This window comes from Streptomyces sp. NPDC107546, from assembly GCF_055639175.1.
In genome coordinates, this window is sequence record NZ_JBVKBA010000004.1 from 347,614 (window position 1) to 368,255 (window position 20,642).

A 20,642-nucleotide genomic window follows, 5' to 3' on the forward strand; every position below is an offset into this window, starting at 1 on the left:
GCGCGGGAACTCTGCGAGCAAACCCGCACCGACCGGCACGGCCGTGACGAGCAGAACTCCCACGGCGCATGACACCCGGGGCCCGGGGTGGAGTTCCGCGACGGCCCCCCCGAGCCCGGCACAGCCGCGCGCCGCTCCCCTGCCGAGCCCGCGCAGTTACTGCGCCTCGGCGAACGCCTCGTACACCTTCTTGGGGATCCGCCCTCGCGGCGGCACGTCCAGCTTGTTGGAGCGGGCCCACGCCCGGACCGCGGCCGGGTCCGGGGTCAGGGCCGTGTGCGTGTACGCCCGGCCCGACTTGGCCTTCTTCCGCCCGGCCTCCACGTACGGCTCCAGCGCCTTACGCAGTTTCTTGGCATTGGCTTGATTGAGGTCGATCTCGTACGACTTGCCGTCCAGTCCGAAGACGATCGTTTCCGCCGCTTCTGAGCCGTCGATGTCGTCAAAGAGAGTGACCACGACACGCTGCGCCACGAATATCGGTCCCTTCGTGCGGCACCCCCGCGATGACACGCCATGACATGCGCAACGATGACGCGCGCAGTCGTCCGGCGGATGTCGGGGAGGTGTCGACTGTCCGGCAGTAATTGGGCAAAGTATCGGCTATTGCCTTTTCCTTTGTACAGTGCCCGGCATTGCATTGTGAAGAGAGACTGAATACTTCCGCGTGTCCGCGTGCAATGTCCTGGCAGCCTTCTCTCGCGGTTTTTCCGAGGATTTTCCGCGCAGGGCGCCGCGTCGATGCGCGATCGTGATGGCGGTCACGTAGGATGCTACGAATCTACGCGAGTAGAAATTGTGTGCGGGTAGTCTGAAGGAACCTGCTCAGCACCACACACCGGGAGTGCCAGTGGCACGCGTCGTAGTCGACGTCATGCTCAAGCCGGAGATCCTCGACCCCCAGGGCCAGGCGGTGCAGCGCGCACTGCCGCGCCTCGGTTTCGACGGCATCTCCGACGTACGTCAGGGAAAGCGATTCGAACTCGAGGTGGACGGGCCGGTCGACGACGCCGCGCTCGCCCGCATCCACGATCTCGCCGAATCCTTCCTCGCCAACACCGTGATCGAGGACTTCACCGTCAAGGTGGAGGAAGTGGCGGAGGCCTCGAAGTGACCACCCGTATCGGCGTCGTCACTTTCCCGGGCAGCCTCGACGACCGGGACACCCAGCGCGCGATCCGTATCGCCGGGGCGGAGCCCGTCGCCCTCTGGCACAAGGACAAGGACCTCAAGCGGGTCGACGCCGTTGTCCTGTGCGGCGGTTTCTCCTACGGCGACTATCTGCGGGCCGGAGCCATCGCCCGCTTCTCGCCGGTGATGGAGCCCCTCATCGAGCAGGCGAAGGCGGGCCTTCCGGTCCTCGGCATCTGCAACGGCTTCCAGATCCTCACGGAGGCCCACCTCCTCCCGGGCGCGATGCTCGGCAACGACCACCTCCACTTCATCTGCCGCGACCAGAAGCTGCGGGTGGAGAACGCGGACACTTCCTGGACCAGCGACTACGACGCCGGCCAGGAGATCCACATCCCGCTGAAGAACATGGACGGCCGGTACGTCGCCGACGAGTACACCCTCGACAAGCTCGAGGCCGAGGGCCGGGTCGCCTTCCGCTACTTGGGCTTCAACCCCAACGGCTCGCTGCGGGACATCGCCGGCATCACCAACGAGGCCGGCAACGTCGTGGGCCTCATGCCGCACCCCGAGCACGCCGTCGAACCGCTGATCGGTACCGGTCGTACCGACGGCCTCCCGTTCTTCACCTCGATCCTCAAGAAGCTGGTCACCGCATGAGCAGGACGCCTCTGGACACGGTCGAGCACGCGACCGCGACCCCCGACGTCGCGCTGCCCTGGGCCGAACTCGGCCTGAAGAAGGACGAGTACGAGCGGATCGTCGAGATCCTCGGCCGCCGCCCGACCGGCGCCGAGCTCGCCATGTACTCGGTCATGTGGTCCGAGCACTGCTCGTACAAGAGCAGCAAGGTCCACCTGCGCCAGTTCGGCGAGAAGGCCCCCGAGTCCGACGCCCTGCTCGTCGGCATCGGCGAGAACGCCGGTGTCGTGGACGTCGGCCAGGGCTACGCCGTCACCTTCAAGGTGGAGTCGCACAACCACCCCTCCTACGTCGAGCCCTATCAGGGCGCGGCCACGGGCGTCGGCGGCATCGTGCGCGACATCATCGCGATGGGCGCGCGCCCGGTCGCCGTGGTGGACCCGCTGCGCTTCGGCGCGGCCGACCACCCCGACACCAAGCGCGTCCTGCCGGGCGTCGTCGCCGGCATCGGCGGCTACGGCAACTGCCTGGGCCTGCCCAACATCGGCGGCGAGGTCGTCTTCGACGCCTGCTACCAGGGCAACCCGCTGGTCAACGCCGGCGCCATCGGTGTGATGCGGCACGAGGACATCCACCTCGCGAAGGCGTCCGGCGCGGGTAACAAGGTCATCCTGTACGGCGCCCGCACGGGCGGCGACGGCATCGGCGGCGCCTCGATCCTCGCCTCCGAGACCTTCGACGACGCCAAGCCCTCCAAGCGCCCCGCCGTCCAGGTGGGCGACCCCTTCCAGGAGAAGCTCCTCATCGAGTGCACCCTGGAGGCGTTCCGGGAGAAGCTGGTCGTCGGCATCCAGGACCTGGGCGCGGCGGGTCTGTCCTGCGCGACCTCGGAGCTGGCCTCGAACGGCTCTGGCGGCATGCGCGTCACCCTCGACGACGTCCCCCTGCGTGACTCGACGCTCTCCCCCGAGGAGATCCTGATGAGCGAGTCGCAGGAAAGGATGTGTGCGGTCGTCGAGCCAGAGAAGGTCGACCGCTTCCTGGAGATCTGCGCCAAGTGGGACGTCATCGCCACCGTCATCGGTGAGGTGACCGACGGGGACCGCCTGGAGATCTACTGGCACGGCGAGAAGATCGTCGACGTCGACCCGCGCACGGTCGCGCACGAGGGCCCGGTCTACGAGCGCCCGTACGCCCGCCCGTCCTGGCAGGACGAGCTGCAGGCCGACGACGCGAACAAGCTCCCGCGCCCGGCGACGTCCGAGGAGCTGAAGGACCAGGTCCTGAAGCTGGTCGGCTCGCCCAACCAGGCGTCCAAGAAGTGGATCACGCAGCAGTACGACCACTTCGTGCAGGGCAACACGGTCCTCGCCCAGCCCGAGGACTCCGGCATGATCCGCATCGACGAGGAGTCCGGCCTCGGTGTGGCCATCGCCACGGACGGCAACGGCCGGTACGCCAAGCTCGACCCGTACGCGGGCGCGCAGCTGGCCCTCGCGGAGGCGTACCGCAACGTGGCGACCACGGGCGCCAAGCCGCTGGCGGTCTCCGACTGCCTGAACTTCGGCTCGCCCGAGGACCCGGCGGTGATGTGGCAGTTCGCGGAGGCCGTCCGCGGTCTGGCGGACGGCTGCCGGCAGCTGGGCACCCCGGTGACCGGCGGCAACGTCTCCCTCTACAACCAGACGGGCGAGGCGGCCATCCACCCGACCCCGGTGGTCGCCGTGCTGGGCGTCATCGACGACGTCGCCCGGCGCACCCCGGTCGCCTTCCAGGAGGTGGGCCAGCTGCTGTACCTCCTCGGCGACACCCGTGAGGAGTTCGGCGGTTCGGCCTGGTCGCAGGTGATCCACGACCACCTCGGCGGTCTGCCCCCGCAGGTCGACCTGGAGCGCGAGCGCCTCCTCGGCGAGATCCTCATCTCCGCCTCCCGCGACGGCATGATCGACTCCGCGCACGACCTGTCCGACGGCGGTCTGATCCAGGCCGTGGTCGAGTCGGCGCTGCTCGGCGGCAAGGGCGCGCGGCTGATCGTGCCGGACGGGCTGGACGCGTTCACGTTCCTCTTCTCCGAGTCGGCGGGACGCGCGATCGTCGCCGTGCCGCGCTCGGAGGAGGTCCGATTCAACGACATGTGCGGTGCGCGCGGCCTGCCGGCCACCCGCATCGGTGTCGTGGACGGGGAAACCGTCGAGGTCCAGGGCGAGTTCGAGCTGACCCTGGCCGAACTGCGTGAGGCCCACGAGGGCACCATCCCGGCTCTGCTTGCGTAGGTGTTCGTCGGACAGCAGTACGACTGACAGTGAAGGCCCCACCCGGTCGACGGGCGGGGCCTTCACCGTTCGCGTTCCCCCCGCCCCCCGACCCCGCCCCCGCCTCCCGCGTTCCCTCCGCCCCCGCCTCCCACGCCCACTAGGCTCGGCGCCATGCCCCCGGCCAAGAAGCGCACTCGGACGTACGACCCCGTCAGGACCCGCACCGCCGTTCTCGCGCAGTTCGGGAACGTACGGGAGGCCGTGCGCACCCTCACGGCCGAACAACTCGCGCTGCCCACCCGGCTCGGGGACTGGACCGTACGGGAACTGGCCACGCACATCGGGATGGCCCTCTCGGCCTTCGGGCGGTTCCTCGACAGGCCGGAGCCCGCCGCGCAGAACGCCACCGTCCTCGACTGGCCCTTCGCGACCTCCGCCAACGCCGGTGCCATCGCGGACACCACCCGCACACTCGCCGCCCAGAACCCCGACCTCGACACCTACCTCGCCGGCATCGAGAAGGAGTTCTCGGAACTCCTCGCCGCCCACCCCGGCACCCGGCTTCTCGACAGCTCCGTGGGCGCCATGCCGATCGCCGACTACCTGGTCACCCGCACCGTCGAACTCGTCGTCCACACCGACGACCTGAACGCCGCCGTCCCCGGCCTCGACATCTCCTACGACCGCCAGGCCCTCGCGGCCGCCACCCGGCTGCTCGCCGACGCGCTCGCCGTGAAGGCGCCCGGCGCCTCCACCGAGGTGCGCGTCCCGCCGTACGCCGTCGTGCAGTGCATCGAAGGCCCCCGGCACACCCGCGGCACCCCGCCCAACGTCGTCGAGACCGACCCGCTGACCTGGGTCCGGCTCGCGACCGGCCGTACGAGCTGGGACACGGCCCGCGCCGACGCCAAGGTCAGCGCGAGCGGCGAACGGGCCGACCTGAGCGGGCTGCTGCCCCTGATGGCGTGACGACGTGACCGCCGTGAGCCCCGCGAAGGCGACGGTACGCGCCGGTCGCTTCACCCAGCGCATCCCCGGCCACCCACCCGGAAGATGTGCGACGGCTCACTCATGGACACCGGCGAGCCGCTGAGCGAGCTCTCGGGCCGCCCGCTCGTCCTCCGCCCCCGACCACCGGAGCGCCTCGCTGACCAGCGAAAACGGCAAGGGTGTCAGCGCGGTCGCCGAGCGCCGACCACGGGCGTGCGGCCACTGCGCACGGCGTGCGGCATCGATGACCGGATTCGGACCAGTGCACGATCTCGCCTACACTCGGTGGCGTGCCACGTGGTGACGGTCGACTCAATCACGATCTGCTCCCCGGTGAGAAAGGCCCCCAGGACGCGTGCGGCGTCTTCGGTGTCTGGGCTCCGGGCGAAGAGGTCGCAAAGCTCACGTACTTCGGGCTCTACGCCCTCCAGCACCGGGGTCAGGAATCCGCGGGTATCGCGGTGAGCAACGGCTCCCAGATCCTCGTCTTCAAGGACATGGGCCTGGTCTCCCAGGTCTTCGACGAGACCTCCCTCGGTTCGCTCCAGGGTCACATCGCGGTCGGTCACGCCCGCTACTCGACCACCGGTGCCTCCGTCTGGGAGAACGCCCAGCCGACGTTCCGGGCCACCGCCCACGGTTCGATCGCGCTCGGCCACAACGGCAACCTGGTCAACACGGCGCAACTCGCCGAGATGGTCGCCGACCTCCCCAAGGAGAACGGCCGCGCCACCCAGGTCGCCGCCACCAACGACACCGACCTCGTCACCGCCCTCCTCGCGGGCCAGGTCGACGACGACGGCAAGCCGCTGACCGTCGAAGAGGCGGCTCCCAAGCTCCTCCCTCAGGTCAAGGGCGCCTTCTCGCTCGTCTTCATGGACGAGAACACCCTCTACGCGGCCCGTGACCCGCAGGGCATCCGCCCGCTGGTCCTCGGCCGGCTGGAGCGCGGCTGGGTCGTCGCCTCCGAGACCGCCGCGCTGGACATCGTCGGCGCGAGCTTCGTCCGCGAGATCGACCCGGGCGAGTTCGTCGCGATCGACGAGAACGGCCTGCGCACCTCGCGGTTCGCGGAAGCGAAGCCGAAGGGCTGTGTCTTCGAGTACGTGTACCTGGCCCGCCCGGACACCGACATCGCCGGCCGGAACGTGTACCTCTCCCGCGTCGAGATGGGTCGCCGCCTCGCCAAGGAGGCGCCCGCCGACGCCGATCTGGTCATAGCGACGCCCGAGTCCGGCACCCCCGCCGCGATCGGCTACGCGGAGGCCTCCGGCATCCCGTTCGGCTCCGGCCTGGTGAAGAACGCCTACGTCGGCCGAACCTTCATCCAGCCCTCGCAGACGATCCGCCAGCTCGGCATCCGGCTGAAGCTGAACCCGCTGAAGGAAGTCATCAAGGGCAAGCGCCTGGTCGTCGTCGACGACTCGATCGTGCGCGGCAACACCCAGCGCGCCCTGGTGCGGATGCTGCGCGAGGCGGGCGCCGCCGAGGTCCACATCCGGATCTCCTCCCCGCCGGTGAAGTGGCCCTGCTTCTTCGGCATCGACTTCGCGACCCGCGCCGAGCTGATCGCCAACGGCATGTCGGTCGAGGAGATCGGTCGCTCCCTGGGCGCCGACTCCCTGGCGTACATCTCGATCGACGGCATGATCGAGGCGACCGCCATCGCCAAGCCGAACCTGTGCCGCGCCTGCTTCGACGGCGAGTACCCGATGGAGCTGCCCGACCCGGAGCTCCTCGGCAAGCAGCTGCTGGAGACCGAGCTGGCGGCCGGTCCCGCCGCCACGGCCGCGACCGACGCGATCCGTCGCCCGTAAGACCAGAGGGTCCGGGGGCGTCCCCCCGAAGACCCAGCCACCAACCCGAAAGATCCCAGGCAATGTCTGAGACCCAAACCGGTGCTTCCTACGCGGCGGCAGGCGTCGACATCGAAGCGGGCGACCGCGCCGTGGAGCTCATGAAGGAGTGGGTGAAGAAGACGCAGCGCCCCGAGGTCCTCGGCGGCATCGGCGGCTTCGCCGGCCTCTTCGACGCCTCCGCGCTCAAGCGCTACGAGCGTCCGCTGCTCGCCTCCGCCACCGACGGCGTCGGCACCAAGGTCGACGTCGCGCGTCGGATGGGCGTCTACGACACCATCGGCCACGACCTGGTCGCCATGGTCATGGACGACATCGTGGTGTGCGGCGCCGAGCCGCTGTTCATGACCGACTACATCTGCGTCGGCAAGGTCCACCCCGAGCGGGTCGCCGCGATCGTGAAGGGCATCGCCGAGGGCTGCGTGCTGGCGGGATGCGCCCTGGTGGGCGGAGAGACGGCCGAACACCCCGGTCTGCTGGGTGCCGACGACTTCGACGTCGCGGGCGCCGGTACGGGCGTCGTGGAGGCCGACCGGCTGCTCGGCGCCGACCGCGTCCGCGAGGGTGACGCGCTGATCGCCATGGCGTCCTCCGGACTTCACTCCAACGGGTACTCCCTCGTCCGGCACGTCCTGCTCGACCGGGCGAAGCTCGGCCTGGACCAGCACATCGACGACCTCGGCCGCACCCTCGGCGAGGAGCTGCTCGAGCCCACGAAGATCTACTCGCTGGACTGCCTGGCCCTGATGCGCACCGCCGAGGTGCACGCGTTCAGCCACGTCACCGGCGGCGGACTCGCGGCCAACCTGGCCCGCGTGATCCCCGACCACCTGCACGCCGTCCTCGACCGCTCGACCTGGGCCCCCGCTCCGGTGTTCGACCTCGTCGGGAGGACCGGCGACGTCGAGCGCCTGGAGCTGGAGAAGACCCTGAACATGGGCGTCGGCATGATCGCGGTCGTCCCCGAGCAGTCGGTGGACGTCGCGCTCGCCGCCCTCGCCGACCGCGGCGTGGACCCATGGGTCGCCGGCGAGATCACCGAGCGGGGCGAGCACGAAACGGGTGCCGCCCTGGTCGGGGACTACGCCGGCTGAGACCCTGCCGACAGCACAGAACCCGGTCCGTGGCCAGGGCCACGGACCGGGTGAAAACTCAGTGCAGCGTCAAGCACCGCGACGGTGCCGAGAGGACGACTCGTCTTGCTCGTCCTCGTCGTCGTCCGCGTACAGCTCGGCGTACCGTGCGTACAGATCGTCGTCGTGCTCATCGTCCTCGAACCGGTCGCCGTTCGGCGACGCGTTCGACGTCGATGCGCCCAGCTCCTCGGCCAGGCGTGAGAGGTCCGTCCCACCGCTGTTGTACTTCAGCTGGCGGGCGACCTTCGTCTGCTTGGCCTTGGCCCGGCCGCGCCCCATGGCTCGACCCCCTCAACGACGGGGCTCGACGGCCCCAGAGTCTTGACACGCGTTCATGATCCGGAACGGGCTCTCCGCGGAGAGACCGGCCCGTAGGGCTTCCACGGTACCTGAGCCCACGCCCATACGGTACGTCGCCCGCAGGACGGGCGTGTGCCCATGACCGTCAAGGAGCCCTGTCCTCGCTGGTCACGGCCGATTTTAACCACTTATTGGCCGACGACCCGCCGAGGAAAGTGAGAGTCCTCTCAAACCCTCGCTCGGCGGGTACCGGTCAAACCCGGGTGGCCCCCCTCGGGAAGGTCACCGTCCGCGTGCCTCCGCCATCCGCTGCTCGGCGATCCGGTCGGCCGCGGCGGCCGGCGGAATGCCGTCTTCCTTCGCACGAGCGAAGATCGTCAGCGTGGTGTCGAAGATCTTCGCGGCCTTCGCCTTGCACCGGTCGAAGTCGAAGCCGTGCAGCTCGTCGGCGACCTGGATGACACCGCCGGCGTTGACGACGTAGTCGGGCGCGTACAGGATCCCGCGGTCCGCGATGTCCTTCTCCACACCCGGGTGCGCGAGCTGGTTGTTGGCCGCGCCGCACACCACCTTCGCCGTCAGCACCGGCACCGTCTCCTCGTTCAGCGCCCCGCCCAGCGCGCACGGGGCGTAGATGTCCAGGCCCTCGGTGCGGATGAGGGCAGCGGTGTCGGCGGCGACGGCGACCTGCGGGTGCGCGTCGGTGACCCGGCGCACGGCGTCCGGCCGCACGTCCGTGATGACCACGTCGGCGCCGTCCTCGAGCAGGTGCTCCACCAGGTAGTGCCCGACCTTGCCGACACCCGCGATGCCGACCTTGCGCCCGCGCAGCGTCGGGTCGCCCCACAGGTGCTGCGCGGAGGCCCGCATGCCCTGGAAGACGCCGTACGCGGTGAGCACGGAGGAGTCGCCCGCGCCGCCGTTCTCGGGGGAGCGGCCGGTGGTCCAGGGGCACGCCCGGGCCACCACGTCCATGTCGGCCACATACGTACCGACGTCGCAGGCGGTGACGTACCGACCACCGAGCGAGGCCACGAAACGGCCGTAGGCCAGCAGCAGCTCCTCGGTCTTGATCCGCTCGGGGTCGCCGATGATGACGGCCTTGCCGCCGCCGTGGTCGAGACCGGCCATGGCGTTCTTGTACGACATCCCGCGCGAGAGGTTCAGTGCGTCGGCGACGGCCTCCTCCTCGCTCGCGTACGGGTAGAAGCGCGTGCCGCCGAGGGCGGGGCCCAGAGCGGTGGAGTGGATCGCGATGACGGCCTTGAGGCCACTGGCCCTGTCCTGACAGAGCACGACCTGCTCATGACCCCCTTGATCCGAGCGGAACAGGGTGTGCAGGACGCCGTCGGTTACGTCGGTCACGGTGGTGACTCCCGGTTGAGTAGCGGCGGTTGGGGGAGGGTCCCGTGCGGGTGGCGGGGCCCGTGGGCATGAGCGTAGAGCGTGCGGGCGCCCACGATGTGCGCAGTGCCGAGGATCACCCTCCCTCGGAGTACGCCCGGACGGGTTCGTGGGACGATTTGCAGGGGTTTTCCACCTCGGCCGGGCCGGTGCCCGGGCGGGTTCGGGTCGGGTTCCGGTGGGGAGGGAGCAGGTGTGCCCAAGGTGTCCTCGGTGATCGTCCCGTACGCGTCCTACTTGCGCGTGTACGAACCGCTGGCCGCCTTCCCGGAGCTGGAGCGCAGCCACTGGGCCCGCTACGCCCGCCGCCCCGACCGCCCCTCGTACCAGGACGAACTGCGCCGTTCCCTGGCCGACTTGCTGCCCACGCCCCCTGTCGCGGTGCCGGTGCACGAGAGCGACGACGCCTTCGTGACCGAGGTCGAAGGGGTGCTGTGCGTGTGCCCCTGGCGCACCCGGCTGCGCGGCTGGCAGGCGCTGGGGGAGCTGCCCGAGGAACTGCCGGCGCCGGTCCTGGACGCGGTCCTGCCGCCCGTAGTGCGCCGCCAGGCCGCCCAGGACTACGAGCGCTGGCAGGAGCGGAACCCGGACGCGCGCCCCTGGATCCGCACCGCGACCTGGCAGGTGCCGCTGAACTGGTTCGTGCTGGTCTCCGACGAGGAGCGCAGGTACGAGAAGGGGTCCGGCGAGGTGCCCCCGATGCTGCGCTACCGCACGCCCATGGTGCAGGCCCGCAGGCGCGTCGCGCGGGCGCTCAGGACGCTGAAGGACACGATCGACGAGGGACCGCTCATCGACGGCCTGGTGGACGTCGGGCGGTGGCTTGAGGAGTTCCACCCTCGGTCGCTGGTCGAGCTGGACTACGGCGGGCTCGTCCATGTCCTGCCGGCCACCGAGCTGGACGCGGACCACTCGGCCGCGGACGTCGCCGAGGGCATCGAGGCCCTGCGGCTCGGGGACGGGGCGGCGGCCGGGGAGGCGTACGGGCGGCTGGTCGAGCGCTGGCGTGCCGTGCGGGAGCGCCGGTCGGCGAACTGAGGGCGGTCCCTCAGTCGGGGCGCTGGTGAACCGTTGCTCGAATTGTGACCCGCGAGACATGGTGAAGTCGCAACCCTTGGCCCATGGTTGACGTACCGCAGGTAGGTGCGGGGTTGGTGCGGAGGACGTAGCGGCCGATCCGGGCTTATGCCGCCAAGCGTGACGGACGGCACTTACAAGGACCTTGCGCCTTACGGCCCCCCTCATGCCAAAATAGGACAAGGAGCCCGGGGGAGGCTCCTTCTGCCCACATCTGGGCGGAAACTCAGCATTGCACGCTTTGGGGGGTCTCGTGACTCCTGATCGTCCTGTGACTGTTCGTCACAGTGGCGTGACTGTCCGCTATGGCATGGTCCATCGGCTTCCGTCGCTGATGAACACCTGGGAGGGCAATTCCATCGGTTTGGCCGACGCGGCTGGACAGATGGTGTAGTTGTAGTGCCGAGGACAAGCCGTTCGTCCTATAACCGACTCGACTCGCGTCCGCCATTTCGGGCAACGCGGGTCAAGGTGCAGAATTTAGAGGAAAGAACCGAGAAGGTTCGGTTCTCCCGAGGAGGCCGCTCATGACCGCTCGCACCCCTGATGCCGAGCCGCTGCTGACCCCGGCTGAGGTCGCCACCATGTTCCGCGTCGACCCGAAGACGGTCACGCGGTGGGCGAAGGCCGGCAAGCTCACGTCCATCCGTACGCTCGGCGGGCACCGCCGCTACCGCGAGGCCGAGGTCCGCGCGCTGCTCGCGGGCATCCCGCAGCAGCGCAGCGAGGCCTGAACAATCGCATAGCCGGACATACGGGCAGGTCCCCCACCTGCCGTGACGTCCGGGACAACAGCTCCAAGCGACGCGGGTTCTGCCCCAACAGGACTCACGCCCGAGGTCAACAGAGGCACGACAAGGGTGCGTCGTAGATCGCGCTGGACTCCGCCGGGTCCAGCGCGATCTTTTTTGTGCGCAGGCCGGGCTGCCCGGGGCCGGGCTGTGAGCGGCCTTGTCGCAGTCTGAGGAAGGGTGTCGGAACTGCTGTGCGACACCTCAGGGCAGGGTGCAATTGCACATATTAAATTGAGCCTTTGTAGGAGGGGGGTAAGGGCGGCGGCCCCCGAAACTGGTGCGGTGACACCCGTCACATGCCAGAGTCCTTGTTGCGGGTGCGGAGTCTTTGCTAGAGAACAGCCCGCTGAGCGACGGGTGTTGGGCGGCCGCACGTCCAGGAGTGCCCACGCCGACGCGGGATGAACCCCCGGGTTTCTCAGGCGGTCGTGGCACTCTCAGGAGCGCTGTCGCCCTCCGGGGCCGTCTCCGGCGCCTCCTCGACCCGCTGGGCGGGTTCCAGGGCCAGGCGCAGCAGCTGGTGGCAGATGGGGCAGTGCCGGGTCAGATGGCGGTACCCGGCGGCGGCGGACAGATGGGCACGGAGCAGAGCACGGGTCTCGTGCCGAACGGACGCCGCCATACGCCACCTCCCGGGGCCGCCCGCACCTCACGGAGCCCTGACTTCTGGGGTACCGAGGGAAAGTGACGCCGTCAAGGCACAGGGCACTGCCGCTTGGCGCTGCGGCTCGCGCTGCCGCTCGGGACGGACGGCGAGGGGTGCCACCGGCTGTGGGGGCCCGGTGGTCTCCGATTGCGGCTGCGCCGCGGGCGCGGCCTCTGTCTTGGCCGATGGTGTCGTGTGGTGGTACGGCGAAGGCCCGCGTCCGTTGCCGGATGCGGGCCTCTCCTCGATGCGGTCCTGACGGGATTTGAACCCGCGGCCTCCACCTTGACAGGGTGGCGAGCACTCCAAACTGCTCCACAGGACCAGGTCTCGCGGCGCTTTCTTGCGTTGCGCTGCGAGAAGAGACTGTACAGGAGGGTGAGCCCCTGGTCGAACTCACCCATCGTGCACGCGTCGTCACGGCACCGCCGCGCCGATCGCCTTCACGATCCGCTTGTCGGAGATCGGGTACGCCGTGCCCAGCGCGTGGGCGAAGTAGCTGACCCGGAGCTCCTCGATCATCCAGCGGATGTCCCGCACCGAGGACGGCACGGGACGGCCCTGCGGCAACTGCTCCAGCAGCCACGCGTACTCGTCCTGCATCTCCCGGACCTTCTCCATGCGCGTGGTGTCCCGCTGCACGTTCGTCGGCATCTGCTGGAGGCGGCGGTCCGCGGCCACCAGGTACCGCATCAGGTCCGGCAGCCGCCGTATCCCCGACTCCGTCACGAACCCGGGCTTCACGAGGGCGTCCAGCTGCGCCCGTACGTCCGTCAGGTTCGGCAGCAGGGCCGGGCTGCGCACCGCCTTCAGGCGGCGCTCACAGGCCTGCCAGGCGGCCAGCACCTGCTGCACCTGTGCGACCGTGCGCACCGTCGTGTCGACGATCTCCGCGCGCACCCTGTCGAACAGCTTCCGGTACGACTCCTCGTCCCACGCCGGCCCCCCGAAGTCCCCGATCAGCTTGTCCGCCGCCGCCATCGCGCAGTCGTCGAACAGGGCCTGGATCGAGCCGTGCGGGTTCGCGGACAGGGCGAGCTTGTGCTGGTTGGTCAGCTTCTCGGACGCGAACTTCGCGGGGTTCACCGGGATGTTGCGGAGGATGAGCCGGCGCGTGCCCTTCCACATGGCCTCGGCCTGTTCCGCCTCCGTGTCGAAGAGGCGTACGGACACCGTGTCGCCGTCGTCGACCAGCGCCGGGAACGCCTTGACCGGCTGCCCGGCCCGGCGCGTCTCGAACACCTGGGTGAGTGTGCCGATCGTCCAGTCCGTGAGGCCCGTCCGTTCCAGGGACTCCCCGCCCTGCCGCTCGGCGGTGGCCGCCGCGGCCTGCGACAGCGCCTTGCGTGCCTTGGGCTTGAGCTGCAGCTTCAGGGCCTCGAGGTCCTTGTCCTCCGCCAGCTTGCGGCGCCGCTCGTCGACGATCCGGAAGGTGATCTTCAGGTGGTCCGGCACCTTGGACCAGTCGAAGTCCTCCGGTTCGAACGGCACCCCGACCATCCGCTTCAGCTCACGCGCCATCGTGGTCGTCAGCGGCTCCTGCAAGGGCACCGCGGTCTCCAGGAACGCCTTCGCGTAGTTCGGCGCCGGGACGTAGTTGCGGCGGATCGGCTTCGGCAGGGAGCGGATCAGCTCGGTGACCAGCTCCTCCCTCAGGCCCGGGATCTGCCAGTCGAAGCCCTCGTCCGTGACCTGGTTGAGGACCTGCAGCGGGATGTGGACGGTCACGCCGTCCGCGTCCGCACCCGGTTCGAACTGGTACGTGACCCGGAACTTCAGCCGGCCCTGGCGCCACGCGTCGGGGTAGGCGTCCTTGGTGACCGCGCCCGCCTTCTCGTTGATGAGCATCTCGCGCTCGAAGTCGAGGAAGTCGGGCTGCTCGTGGCGTTTGCGCTTCCACCAGGAGTCGAAGTGCGCTCCGGAGACGACGTCTTCGGGCACGCGCTGGTCGTAGAAATCGAACAGCGTCTCGTCGTCGACCACGATGTCCCGGCGCCGGGCGCGGTGCTCCAGTTCCTCGACCTCGCTCAGGAGCTTGCGGTTGTCGGCGAAGAACTTGTGGTGGGTGCGCCAGTCGCCCTCGACCAAGGCGTTGCGGATGAACAGCTCGCGGCCGGCCTCGGGGTCGATCCGGCCGTAGTTCACCTTCCGCTGGGCGACGATCGGGACGCCGTACAGCGTGACCTTCTCGTACGCCATCACGGCCGCCTGGTCCTTCTCCCAGTGCGGTTCGCTGTACGTCCGCTTCAGCAGGTGGCCGGCGAGCGGCTCGACCCACTCGGGCTCGATCTTCGCGTTGACGCGGGCCCACAGGCGTGAGGTCTCCACCAGCTCGGCCGACATCACGAACCGTGGCGGCTTCTTGAAGAGCGCCGAGCCCGGGAAGATCGCGAACTTGGCGTTCCGGGCGCCCAGGTACTCGTTCTTCGCGCCGTCCTTGACGTCCTTCATGCCGATGTGCGACAGCAGACCCGCGAGGAGCGAGACATGGATGCGGTCGGCCGGGGCGTCGTCCTCGTTGACGTGGATGCCCATCTGCTTGGCGACCGTGCGCAGCTGCGTGTAGATGTCCTGCCATTCGCGAATGCGCAGGAAGTTGAGGTACTCCTGCTTGCACATCCGGCGGAAGGACGAGGACCCCCGCTCCTTCTGCTGCTCGCGGATGTACCGCCACAGGTTGAGATAGGCGAGGAAGTCGCTCGTCTCGTCCTTGAAGCGGGCGTGCTGCTGGTCGGCCTGGGTCTGCTTGTCGGCGGGGCGCTCGCGGGGGTCCTGGATGGACAGGGCGGCGGCGATCACCATGACCTCGCGCACGCAGCCGTTCTTGTCCGCCTCCAGGACCATGCGCGCCAGGCGCGGGTCGACCGGCAGCTGGGCGAGCTTGCGGCCGGTGTCGGTGAGGCGCTTGCGCGGGTCCTTCTGCGTGGGGTCCAGGGCGCCCAGTTCCTGCAGGAGCTGCACGCCGTCGCGGATGTTGCGGTGGTCCGGCGGGTCGATGAACGGGAACTTCTCGATGTCGCCGAGCCCGGCCGCTGTCATCTGGAGGATGACGGAGGCGAGGTTCGTCCGCAGGATCTCGGCGTCGGTGAACTCCGGGCGGGCGACGAAGTCGTCCTCGCCGTACAGCCGGATGCAGATACCGTCGCTGGTCCGGCCGCAGCGGCCCTTGCGCTGGTTGGCGCTCGCCTGCGAGATCGGCTCGATGGGTAGCCGCTGGACCTTGGTCCGGTGGCTGTACCGGGAGATCCGGGCGAAGCCGGGGTCGATCACGTACTTGATGCCCGGGACGGTGAGGGAGGTCTCGGCGACGTTCGTCGCGAGAACGATCCTGCGGCCCGTGTGCGGCTGGAACACGCGGTGCTGCTCGGCGTGGGACAGCCGGGCGTACAACGGCAGGATCTCCGTGAACCTGTACTGCTTCCTGGTGAGCGCGTCCGCCGTGTCGCGGATCTCGCGCTCGCCGGAGAGGAAGACGAGGATGTCGCCGGGCCCCTCGGCCATCAGCTCCTCGACGGCATCGGTGATCGCGGTGATCTGGTCCCGGTCCGCGTCGTCGGAGTCCTCCTCCAGGAGAGGCCGGTAGCGCACCTCGACGGGATAGGTCCGTCCGCTGACCTCGACGATCGGTGCGTCGCCGAAGTGCCGGGAGAAGCGCTCGGGGTCGATCGTGGCCGAGGTGATGACGACCTTGAGATCCGGGCGCCGGGGGAGGAGCTGGGCGAGGTAGCCCAGCAGGAAGTCGATGTTGAGGGAGCGTTCGTGGGCCTCGTCGATGATGATCGTGTCGTAGGCGCGCAGCTCGCGGTCCGTCTGGATCTCCGCGAGCAGGATGCCGTCCGTCATCAGCTTGATGAAGGTGGCGTCCGGGTTCACCTGGTCGGTGAAACGGACCTTCCAGCCGACGGCCTCCCCGAGGGGGGTGTCCAGCTCTTCCGCGACCCGCTCGGCGACGGTACGGGCGGCGATACGGCGGGGCTGGGTGTGGCCGATCATCCCGCGGACGCCCCGGCCGAGCTCGAGGCAGATCTTGGGGATCTGGGTGGTCTTGCCGGAGCCGGTCTCACCGGCCACGATCACGACCTGGTGGTCGCGTATGGCGTCGGCGATGTCGTTCTTCTTCTGGCTGACCGGGAGCTGTTCGGGGTAGGTGACGGCGGGCACGCGGGCGGTGCGCTCGCCGATCCGCGCCTCGGCCTTGGCGACCTCCGCCTCGATCTCGGCGAGTACGGCGGCCCGGGCCTCGGGCTTGCGGATCTTGCGCGCGCCTTCGAGCCTGCGGCCGAGCCGGTGCGCGTCGCGCAGGGAGAGCTCGGTCAGGCGAGGGGCGAGGGTGCCGAGGGCGGGGGCGGGATGCGTAGACATACGCGGTCCAGGATCTCACCTCGGCGAAATTCATGGCTAACGAATTGCCGCGGGCCGTTCCCGGCGTGGCCCGTCCGTCCCTGCGGCAGCCGTCCGGTTGCTACGGGTTCTGCTGCTGCGCAGCCGCAGCCGTAGCCGTTGCTGTCCGGTCCCGGGCCGCCATGGACTTCGCGGTGTTGGAGACGGCCTTGATGCCCAGGTACGCGGTGGTCATGCTGCTGACCGCCGTGAAGGCCGCGGTGAGCACACCGACCATCACCGACCTGTCGCCGTCCAGGCGCCAGACGCCGAAGATCGCCACGCCGGCGATGGCGACGTTGCTGATGACCACCGCGAGCAGACCGTAGCGGGCCCGCGTCTTCTCCAGTTCGGTGTCCTGCATGGCACTCGCCCCCGGCTCAAAGATTCCCCGTCGCTGACTGGACCGGCCAGAACGTAGCGCCCGGAAGGGGACATGCCAAGCCGACCCGACCGGGAAGCCCGTCGACGGCCCTCTCACGACGAAAGCCCCGTCCCGGGAGGGACGAGGCTTTCGGTGCGGTGGCGTGCTTTGGCGCCGCGTTTCCGGTGGGATTGTGCTCAATGGGCAGAGTGATGCTATGACATGCCACTTTTGGTGCAATCAGGAAGTATGGGCGGTTTGGCCGTCAAGCTTTGTCTGTTGATCACGGTCCAGGTGACCGAGACCGCTGGCACTGGTCGCGGGAGCGACTCTTCGAGTGGAACCTGCGGGCCCCTTCACAACATGGTTGGGATGGCGAATACATGGCTACTGAAGCGACACCGGGGAAGGCCGGAAGAGGTGCGGGGGCATCAAGGCGCTACCTGCTGACCACGGTTGCGCTGGGATCGGCATTCGCGGCACTGCCGGGACGGGCAGTCGACGCCGAGCGGAGCGCCTCGGGCAGTGGAGCGCACGGCGGCACGTATCACGACCGCAGCGGTGAGCGTGCGGGCCCAGACGGCAGGGTCAGCCGGGATGCCGGCGGGTTGGTGCGTCCAGTCGAGAGCACGACGAAGGACTGGGCTCACGTCGCGGCGGAGCTGGGCCGCGAGGGCAACATGCTGGGCAGGCTGATCTACCGGACGGCTTTTCCCCGCACCGATCTGCGTGTCGTCTCCCACGGCGTCACCGTGTCGCCGGAACTCGCCGTCGGCTCGCACGTGTCCTTCATCCGCTATGCCGACAACACCATGATGACCATGGGGGAACTGGCCGTCACCGAGGCGGAGCTGCACCGTGTGACCGGCGCGCTGCAGTCACACGGCATCGAGCAGGTGGCCATTCACAACCACCTGCTCGCTCACTCTCCCCGTCTCGTGTGGATCCATACGCACGGGCACGGCCCGGATGCCGCGACCCTGGCCCGTGGCCTGCGCGCCGCGCTTGCCTGCACAGGCACGCCGCCCGCCAAGTCCTCGACGACTCGCCCGAAGAAGCTGAAGCTGGACACAGCGGGTATCGACGCCGCCCTGGGCACCACAGGCACCGTCTACGGCGGCGTCTACAAAGCCGCATTCCGGCGCCGCGAGACGATCACCGAAGGCAGCTACATTCTGCCGCCCGGTTCCGGGGCGACCTCGGCCCTCAGCTTCCAGCCGGTGGCAGGAGGCCGTGCCGCGGTCAGCGGGGATATCGCCGTGGTGGCCGGGGAGGCGCAGAACGTGTTGGACGCGCTCCAGCGCGGCGGAATCAGGGTCGTCGAGTTGCACAACCATGGCATGGTCGACACGCCCCGCATGTTCTTCATCCACGTCTGGGCCGTCGGTGACGCCGTGAAGATTGCGCGGGCCCTGCGCCGTGCGGTGGCTGCTACCAACGCCGCACCTGCCCGTGGTGCAGGAGGGGGCGAGTAAGCGGCTGGAAGGAGCCGTGCCCCATCCATCCATACCCGATCGTGCGGGGAACCGCAGGGGACGACGGTGGCGAGCGAACACCGCCAAGCACAAGCCTTCGACTGTTCGCACGCTGACCTGAGACCCGTTGGCGTACCGGTTGGCGTACCGGTTGGCGTAGGCGACACGAAAGAGCCCCTCCCCGGTCGTATCGGGGAGGGGCTCATGCCCTGGTCAGGGCGGTTGTGGCTGGGGCCGGGGTCGAACCGGCGACCTTCCGCTTTTCAGGCGGACGCTCGTACCAACTGAGCTACCCAGCCACGAGGTTTCACGTGAAACCTCAGCGGTCCTGACGGGATTTGAACCCGCGGCCTCCACCTTGACAGGGTGGCGAGCACTCCAAACTGCTCCACAGGACCAAGCGCTGTGTACGACAGTGTCGCACAGGGTGGTGCGTGCCCCCAACGGGATTCGAACCCGTGCTACCGCCTTGAAAGGGCGGCGTCCTAGGCCGCTAGACGATGAGGGCTATCGGCCCGCCTGGGCGCTTCTCAGCGCGTCGGGGACGTGAGAAGCATATGGGATGGGAGGAGGGTTCGCCAAAACCGTTTAGGGGGCGCTCGGCGTCGGGGTCGCGCCGGAGCGCCTCGCGGGCGGTGTGCTCGGGGGTGTGGTGCCCGGCGAGGGGCTCCCGCCGGGCTGGTTCTCCTTGGCCAGGTGACGGGTCACCTCCGCCGTCGTCTGTCCCAGGCCGCCGAGCCTGATCTCGTCCCAGGCCTGCAGACGGCGGGTGTCCCGGTCCAGGTAGAGGATCGAGGCCTCGATCGGGGCCGGATACTGGCGCTCGACCGCCCGCAGGCCGCTGCCGCCCGTCGATCCCTCGATGCGCAGCCGGGTGCCGTACTTCATGATCTCCATCCCCTCGTGGTGCAGGTGTCCCGCCAGGACCAGCGGCGCATCACCGTCGACCTGCCGCGCGGCCGTCGGCTCGTGGGCGATCGCGATGTCGACGGGCCTGCCCGCCGCCTTCTGGTCGCGCAGGGCCGTGGCCAGGCGCGCGCCCGCCAGTTCCTCGGCGCGGTCGCCGCCCGGGGTGACCGACCGGTCGGGGGTGAACTGCGGGTCCCCCATCCCGGCGAAACGCAGGCCAGCGATGCTGACCGCCCTTCCGTCGTCCAGGACGTGCACGTTCTTCATGTGCTCCAGGTAGCGCTGGGTGGCCAGGGAGTCGTGGTTGCCCCGGACCCAGACGTAAGGGGCGCCCAGGTCGGCGATCGGATCCAGGAAGCGGTTCTCCGCCGCCGTGCCGTGGTCCATGGTGTCGCCGGAGTCGACGATCACGTTGACGTCGTACTGCTTGACCAGCGAGGCGATGATCTTCCAGCTCGCCGGGTTGAGATGGATGTCGGAGACGTGCAGGACCCGGATCGTCGTCGGGTCCGGCTGGTAGGCGGGGAGGGTGGACGTGACGTCGTAGAGCTTCGTCACGTTCGTCACCAGGCGCGCCAGCTCCTGCTGGTAGACGTCGAACTCGGTGACGATGCTGCGCGCGTTGCCGACCACTGAGGGTGCGGAGGACAGCAGGCCGGAGAACTTCGGCTCGAGGACCGACTCGGGGTTCCAGGTGGCGTACGCCGTCGCTCCGGAGGCGCCGAGGAGGGTGAACGCCAGCCCGCCGGCCGCGAGGGCCCGGCGGGGGCGGCGGTAGACCGCCAGGCCCAGCGCGGTGGCGCCGGCGACCACGGCCACGCAGGAGCGCACGGCGAGGTCGAGCGTGCCGTGCTCGACGTCGTGGGTGATCTCCTCCTGGAGGCCGGAGATCCGCTCCGGGTGGTCCACCAGTTCCTGGGAGCGGCCCGGGTCGAGCTGGTCGACGTTGACGTCGAGGCGGACGGGCGCCTGGTGGCTGCTCAGCTCCAGGGCGCCGAGCGGGGAGATGTTGATCTTCGTGCCCCCGGCCAGCGAGGGACGCAGGGTCATCGTGGTGTTCATGGGGCCCACCGGGACGCGCACATCGCCCACGATCAACAGGCCGAGCCAGGTGCCCAGGAGCACCACGGCGACCATGCCCAGGGCCCGGAGCCAGGGGTGGGGCTGCGGGATGAGTTCGGCGGCCGGGTGCGGGCGCAGTGAGCGGTAGTACCGGGCGAGCGTGGAGGGCGCCCTTCGAACGCGGTTCAGAGCTGCTGCGGGGACGCGGTCCATTGGTCCCG

At 69.4% G+C, this 20,642-nt stretch carries 16 protein-coding genes and 4 tRNA genes; 9 read left to right on the forward strand and 11 right to left on the reverse strand.

The genetic code is table 11. The features are described 5' to 3' along the window. Positions 1 to 156 precede the first annotated feature (156 nt). Positions 157 to 474: a histone-like nucleoid-structuring protein Lsr2 gene (locus tag ACZ7L1_RS08520; RefSeq protein ID WP_103840337.1), complete on the reverse strand. Its 318-nt coding sequence runs from the start codon at positions 472 to 474 to the stop codon at positions 157 to 159. 376 nt (positions 475 to 850) lie between these two features. Here ACZ7L1_RS08520 and purS point away from each other — a divergent pair, with 376 nt between their 5' ends. The 6 genes from purS to purM all read left to right on the forward strand — a co-directional run bounded on the left by purS (position 851) and on the right by purM (position 7,968). Next, positions 851 to 1,114: a phosphoribosylformylglycinamidine synthase subunit PurS gene (gene purS / locus ACZ7L1_RS08525; protein ID WP_200421782.1), complete on the forward strand. Its 264-nt coding sequence runs from the start codon at positions 851 to 853 to the stop codon at positions 1,112 to 1,114. Next, complete coding sequence (purQ, locus tag ACZ7L1_RS08530; RefSeq protein ID WP_471435333.1) at positions 1,111 to 1,791, forward strand: phosphoribosylformylglycinamidine synthase subunit PurQ; 681 nt, start codon at positions 1,111 to 1,113, stop codon at positions 1,789 to 1,791. Before purS ends, purQ begins: the two co-directional genes overlap by 4 nt. Then, a complete protein-coding gene (gene purL, locus ACZ7L1_RS08535; protein ID WP_471435335.1) occupies positions 1,788 to 4,046 on the forward strand; it encodes a phosphoribosylformylglycinamidine synthase subunit PurL in 2,259 nt (752 codons plus the stop codon). The genes purQ and purL overlap by 4 nt, the downstream gene beginning before the upstream one ends. Positions 4,047 to 4,199: 153 nt before the next feature. After that, positions 4,200 to 4,997, forward strand: coding sequence for a maleylpyruvate isomerase family mycothiol-dependent enzyme (locus ACZ7L1_RS08540; protein ID WP_471435337.1), 798 nt, complete (start codon positions 4,200 to 4,202; stop codon positions 4,995 to 4,997). Between the two features lie 311 nt (positions 4,998 to 5,308). Then, entirely contained in the window at positions 5,309 to 6,835 is a 1,527-nt protein-coding gene (purF, locus tag ACZ7L1_RS08545; protein WP_471435338.1) for an amidophosphoribosyltransferase, read from the forward strand. 62 nt (positions 6,836 to 6,897) lie between these two features. After that, entirely contained in the window at positions 6,898 to 7,968 is a 1,071-nt protein-coding gene (purM, locus tag ACZ7L1_RS08550) for a phosphoribosylformylglycinamidine cyclo-ligase (RefSeq protein WP_471435340.1), read from the forward strand. A 69-nt stretch (positions 7,969 to 8,037) separates the two neighbouring features. Here purM and ACZ7L1_RS08555 read toward each other — a convergent pair whose 3' ends face one another. Together ACZ7L1_RS08555 and ACZ7L1_RS08560 are read right to left on the reverse strand one after the other, a co-directional pair. Next, on the reverse strand, positions 8,038 to 8,289 hold the full coding sequence (locus tag ACZ7L1_RS08555) for a DUF3073 domain-containing protein (protein WP_200421788.1): 252 nt from the start codon (positions 8,287 to 8,289) through the stop codon (positions 8,038 to 8,040). Between the two features lie 303 nt (positions 8,290 to 8,592). Next, positions 8,593 to 9,675, reverse strand: coding sequence for a Leu/Phe/Val dehydrogenase (locus ACZ7L1_RS08560; protein ID WP_471435342.1), 1,083 nt, complete (start codon positions 9,673 to 9,675; stop codon positions 8,593 to 8,595). Between the two features lie 234 nt (positions 9,676 to 9,909). On the opposite strand from ACZ7L1_RS08560, the gene ACZ7L1_RS08565 reads away from it, so the two are divergent. Further along, positions 9,910 to 10,752 (forward strand): DUF8083 family protein, encoded by an 843-nt coding sequence (locus ACZ7L1_RS08565; protein WP_471435344.1) that lies wholly within the window; start codon positions 9,910 to 9,912, stop codon positions 10,750 to 10,752. Positions 10,753 to 11,318: 566 nt separating this feature from the next. Then, positions 11,319 to 11,525 (forward strand): developmental transcriptional regulator BldC, encoded by a 207-nt coding sequence (bldC, locus tag ACZ7L1_RS08570; protein ID WP_003949541.1) that lies wholly within the window; start codon positions 11,319 to 11,321, stop codon positions 11,523 to 11,525. Positions 11,526 to 12,003: 478 nt separating this feature from the next. On the opposite strand, the gene ACZ7L1_RS08575 is transcribed toward bldC, so the two are convergent. The 4 genes from ACZ7L1_RS08575 to ACZ7L1_RS08590 form a co-directional block, all read right to left on the reverse strand. Next, positions 12,004 to 12,207 (reverse strand): DUF6274 family protein, encoded by a 204-nt coding sequence (locus ACZ7L1_RS08575; RefSeq protein ID WP_471435346.1) that lies wholly within the window; start codon positions 12,205 to 12,207, stop codon positions 12,004 to 12,006. Between the two features lie 274 nt (positions 12,208 to 12,481). After that, positions 12,482 to 12,556: transfer RNA gene (locus tag ACZ7L1_RS08580), tRNA-Asp, on the reverse strand. Between the two features lie 92 nt (positions 12,557 to 12,648). Then, positions 12,649 to 16,593, reverse strand: coding sequence for an ATP-dependent RNA helicase HrpA (gene hrpA, locus ACZ7L1_RS08585; protein WP_471435348.1), 3,945 nt, complete (start codon positions 16,591 to 16,593; stop codon positions 12,649 to 12,651). 100 nt (positions 16,594 to 16,693) lie between these two features. Then, on the reverse strand, positions 16,694 to 16,975 hold the full coding sequence (locus ACZ7L1_RS08590; protein WP_471435350.1) for a hypothetical protein: 282 nt from the start codon (positions 16,973 to 16,975) through the stop codon (positions 16,694 to 16,696). 383 nt (positions 16,976 to 17,358) lie between these two features. Here ACZ7L1_RS08590 and ACZ7L1_RS08595 point away from each other — a divergent pair, with 383 nt between their 5' ends. Continuing rightward, positions 17,359 to 18,450, forward strand: coding sequence for a DUF1259 domain-containing protein (locus ACZ7L1_RS08595; RefSeq protein ID WP_471435352.1), 1,092 nt, complete (start codon positions 17,359 to 17,361; stop codon positions 18,448 to 18,450). A 225-nt stretch (positions 18,451 to 18,675) separates the two neighbouring features. Here ACZ7L1_RS08595 and ACZ7L1_RS08600 read toward each other — a convergent pair. The 4 genes from ACZ7L1_RS08600 to ACZ7L1_RS08615 form a co-directional block, all read right to left on the reverse strand. Further along, positions 18,676 to 18,749: transfer RNA gene (locus tag ACZ7L1_RS08600), tRNA-Phe, on the reverse strand. Positions 18,750 to 18,773: 24 nt separating this feature from the next. Continuing rightward, positions 18,774 to 18,848: transfer RNA gene (locus tag ACZ7L1_RS08605), tRNA-Asp, on the reverse strand. A gap of 37 nt (positions 18,849 to 18,885) precedes the next feature. Beyond that, positions 18,886 to 18,958 (reverse strand) — tRNA-Glu (locus tag ACZ7L1_RS08610). An 80-nt stretch (positions 18,959 to 19,038) separates the two neighbouring features. Further along, on the reverse strand, positions 19,039 to 20,634 hold the full coding sequence (locus tag ACZ7L1_RS08615) for a metallophosphoesterase family protein (protein ID WP_471435354.1): 1,596 nt from the start codon (positions 20,632 to 20,634) through the stop codon (positions 19,039 to 19,041). Positions 20,635 to 20,642 lie beyond the last annotated feature (8 nt).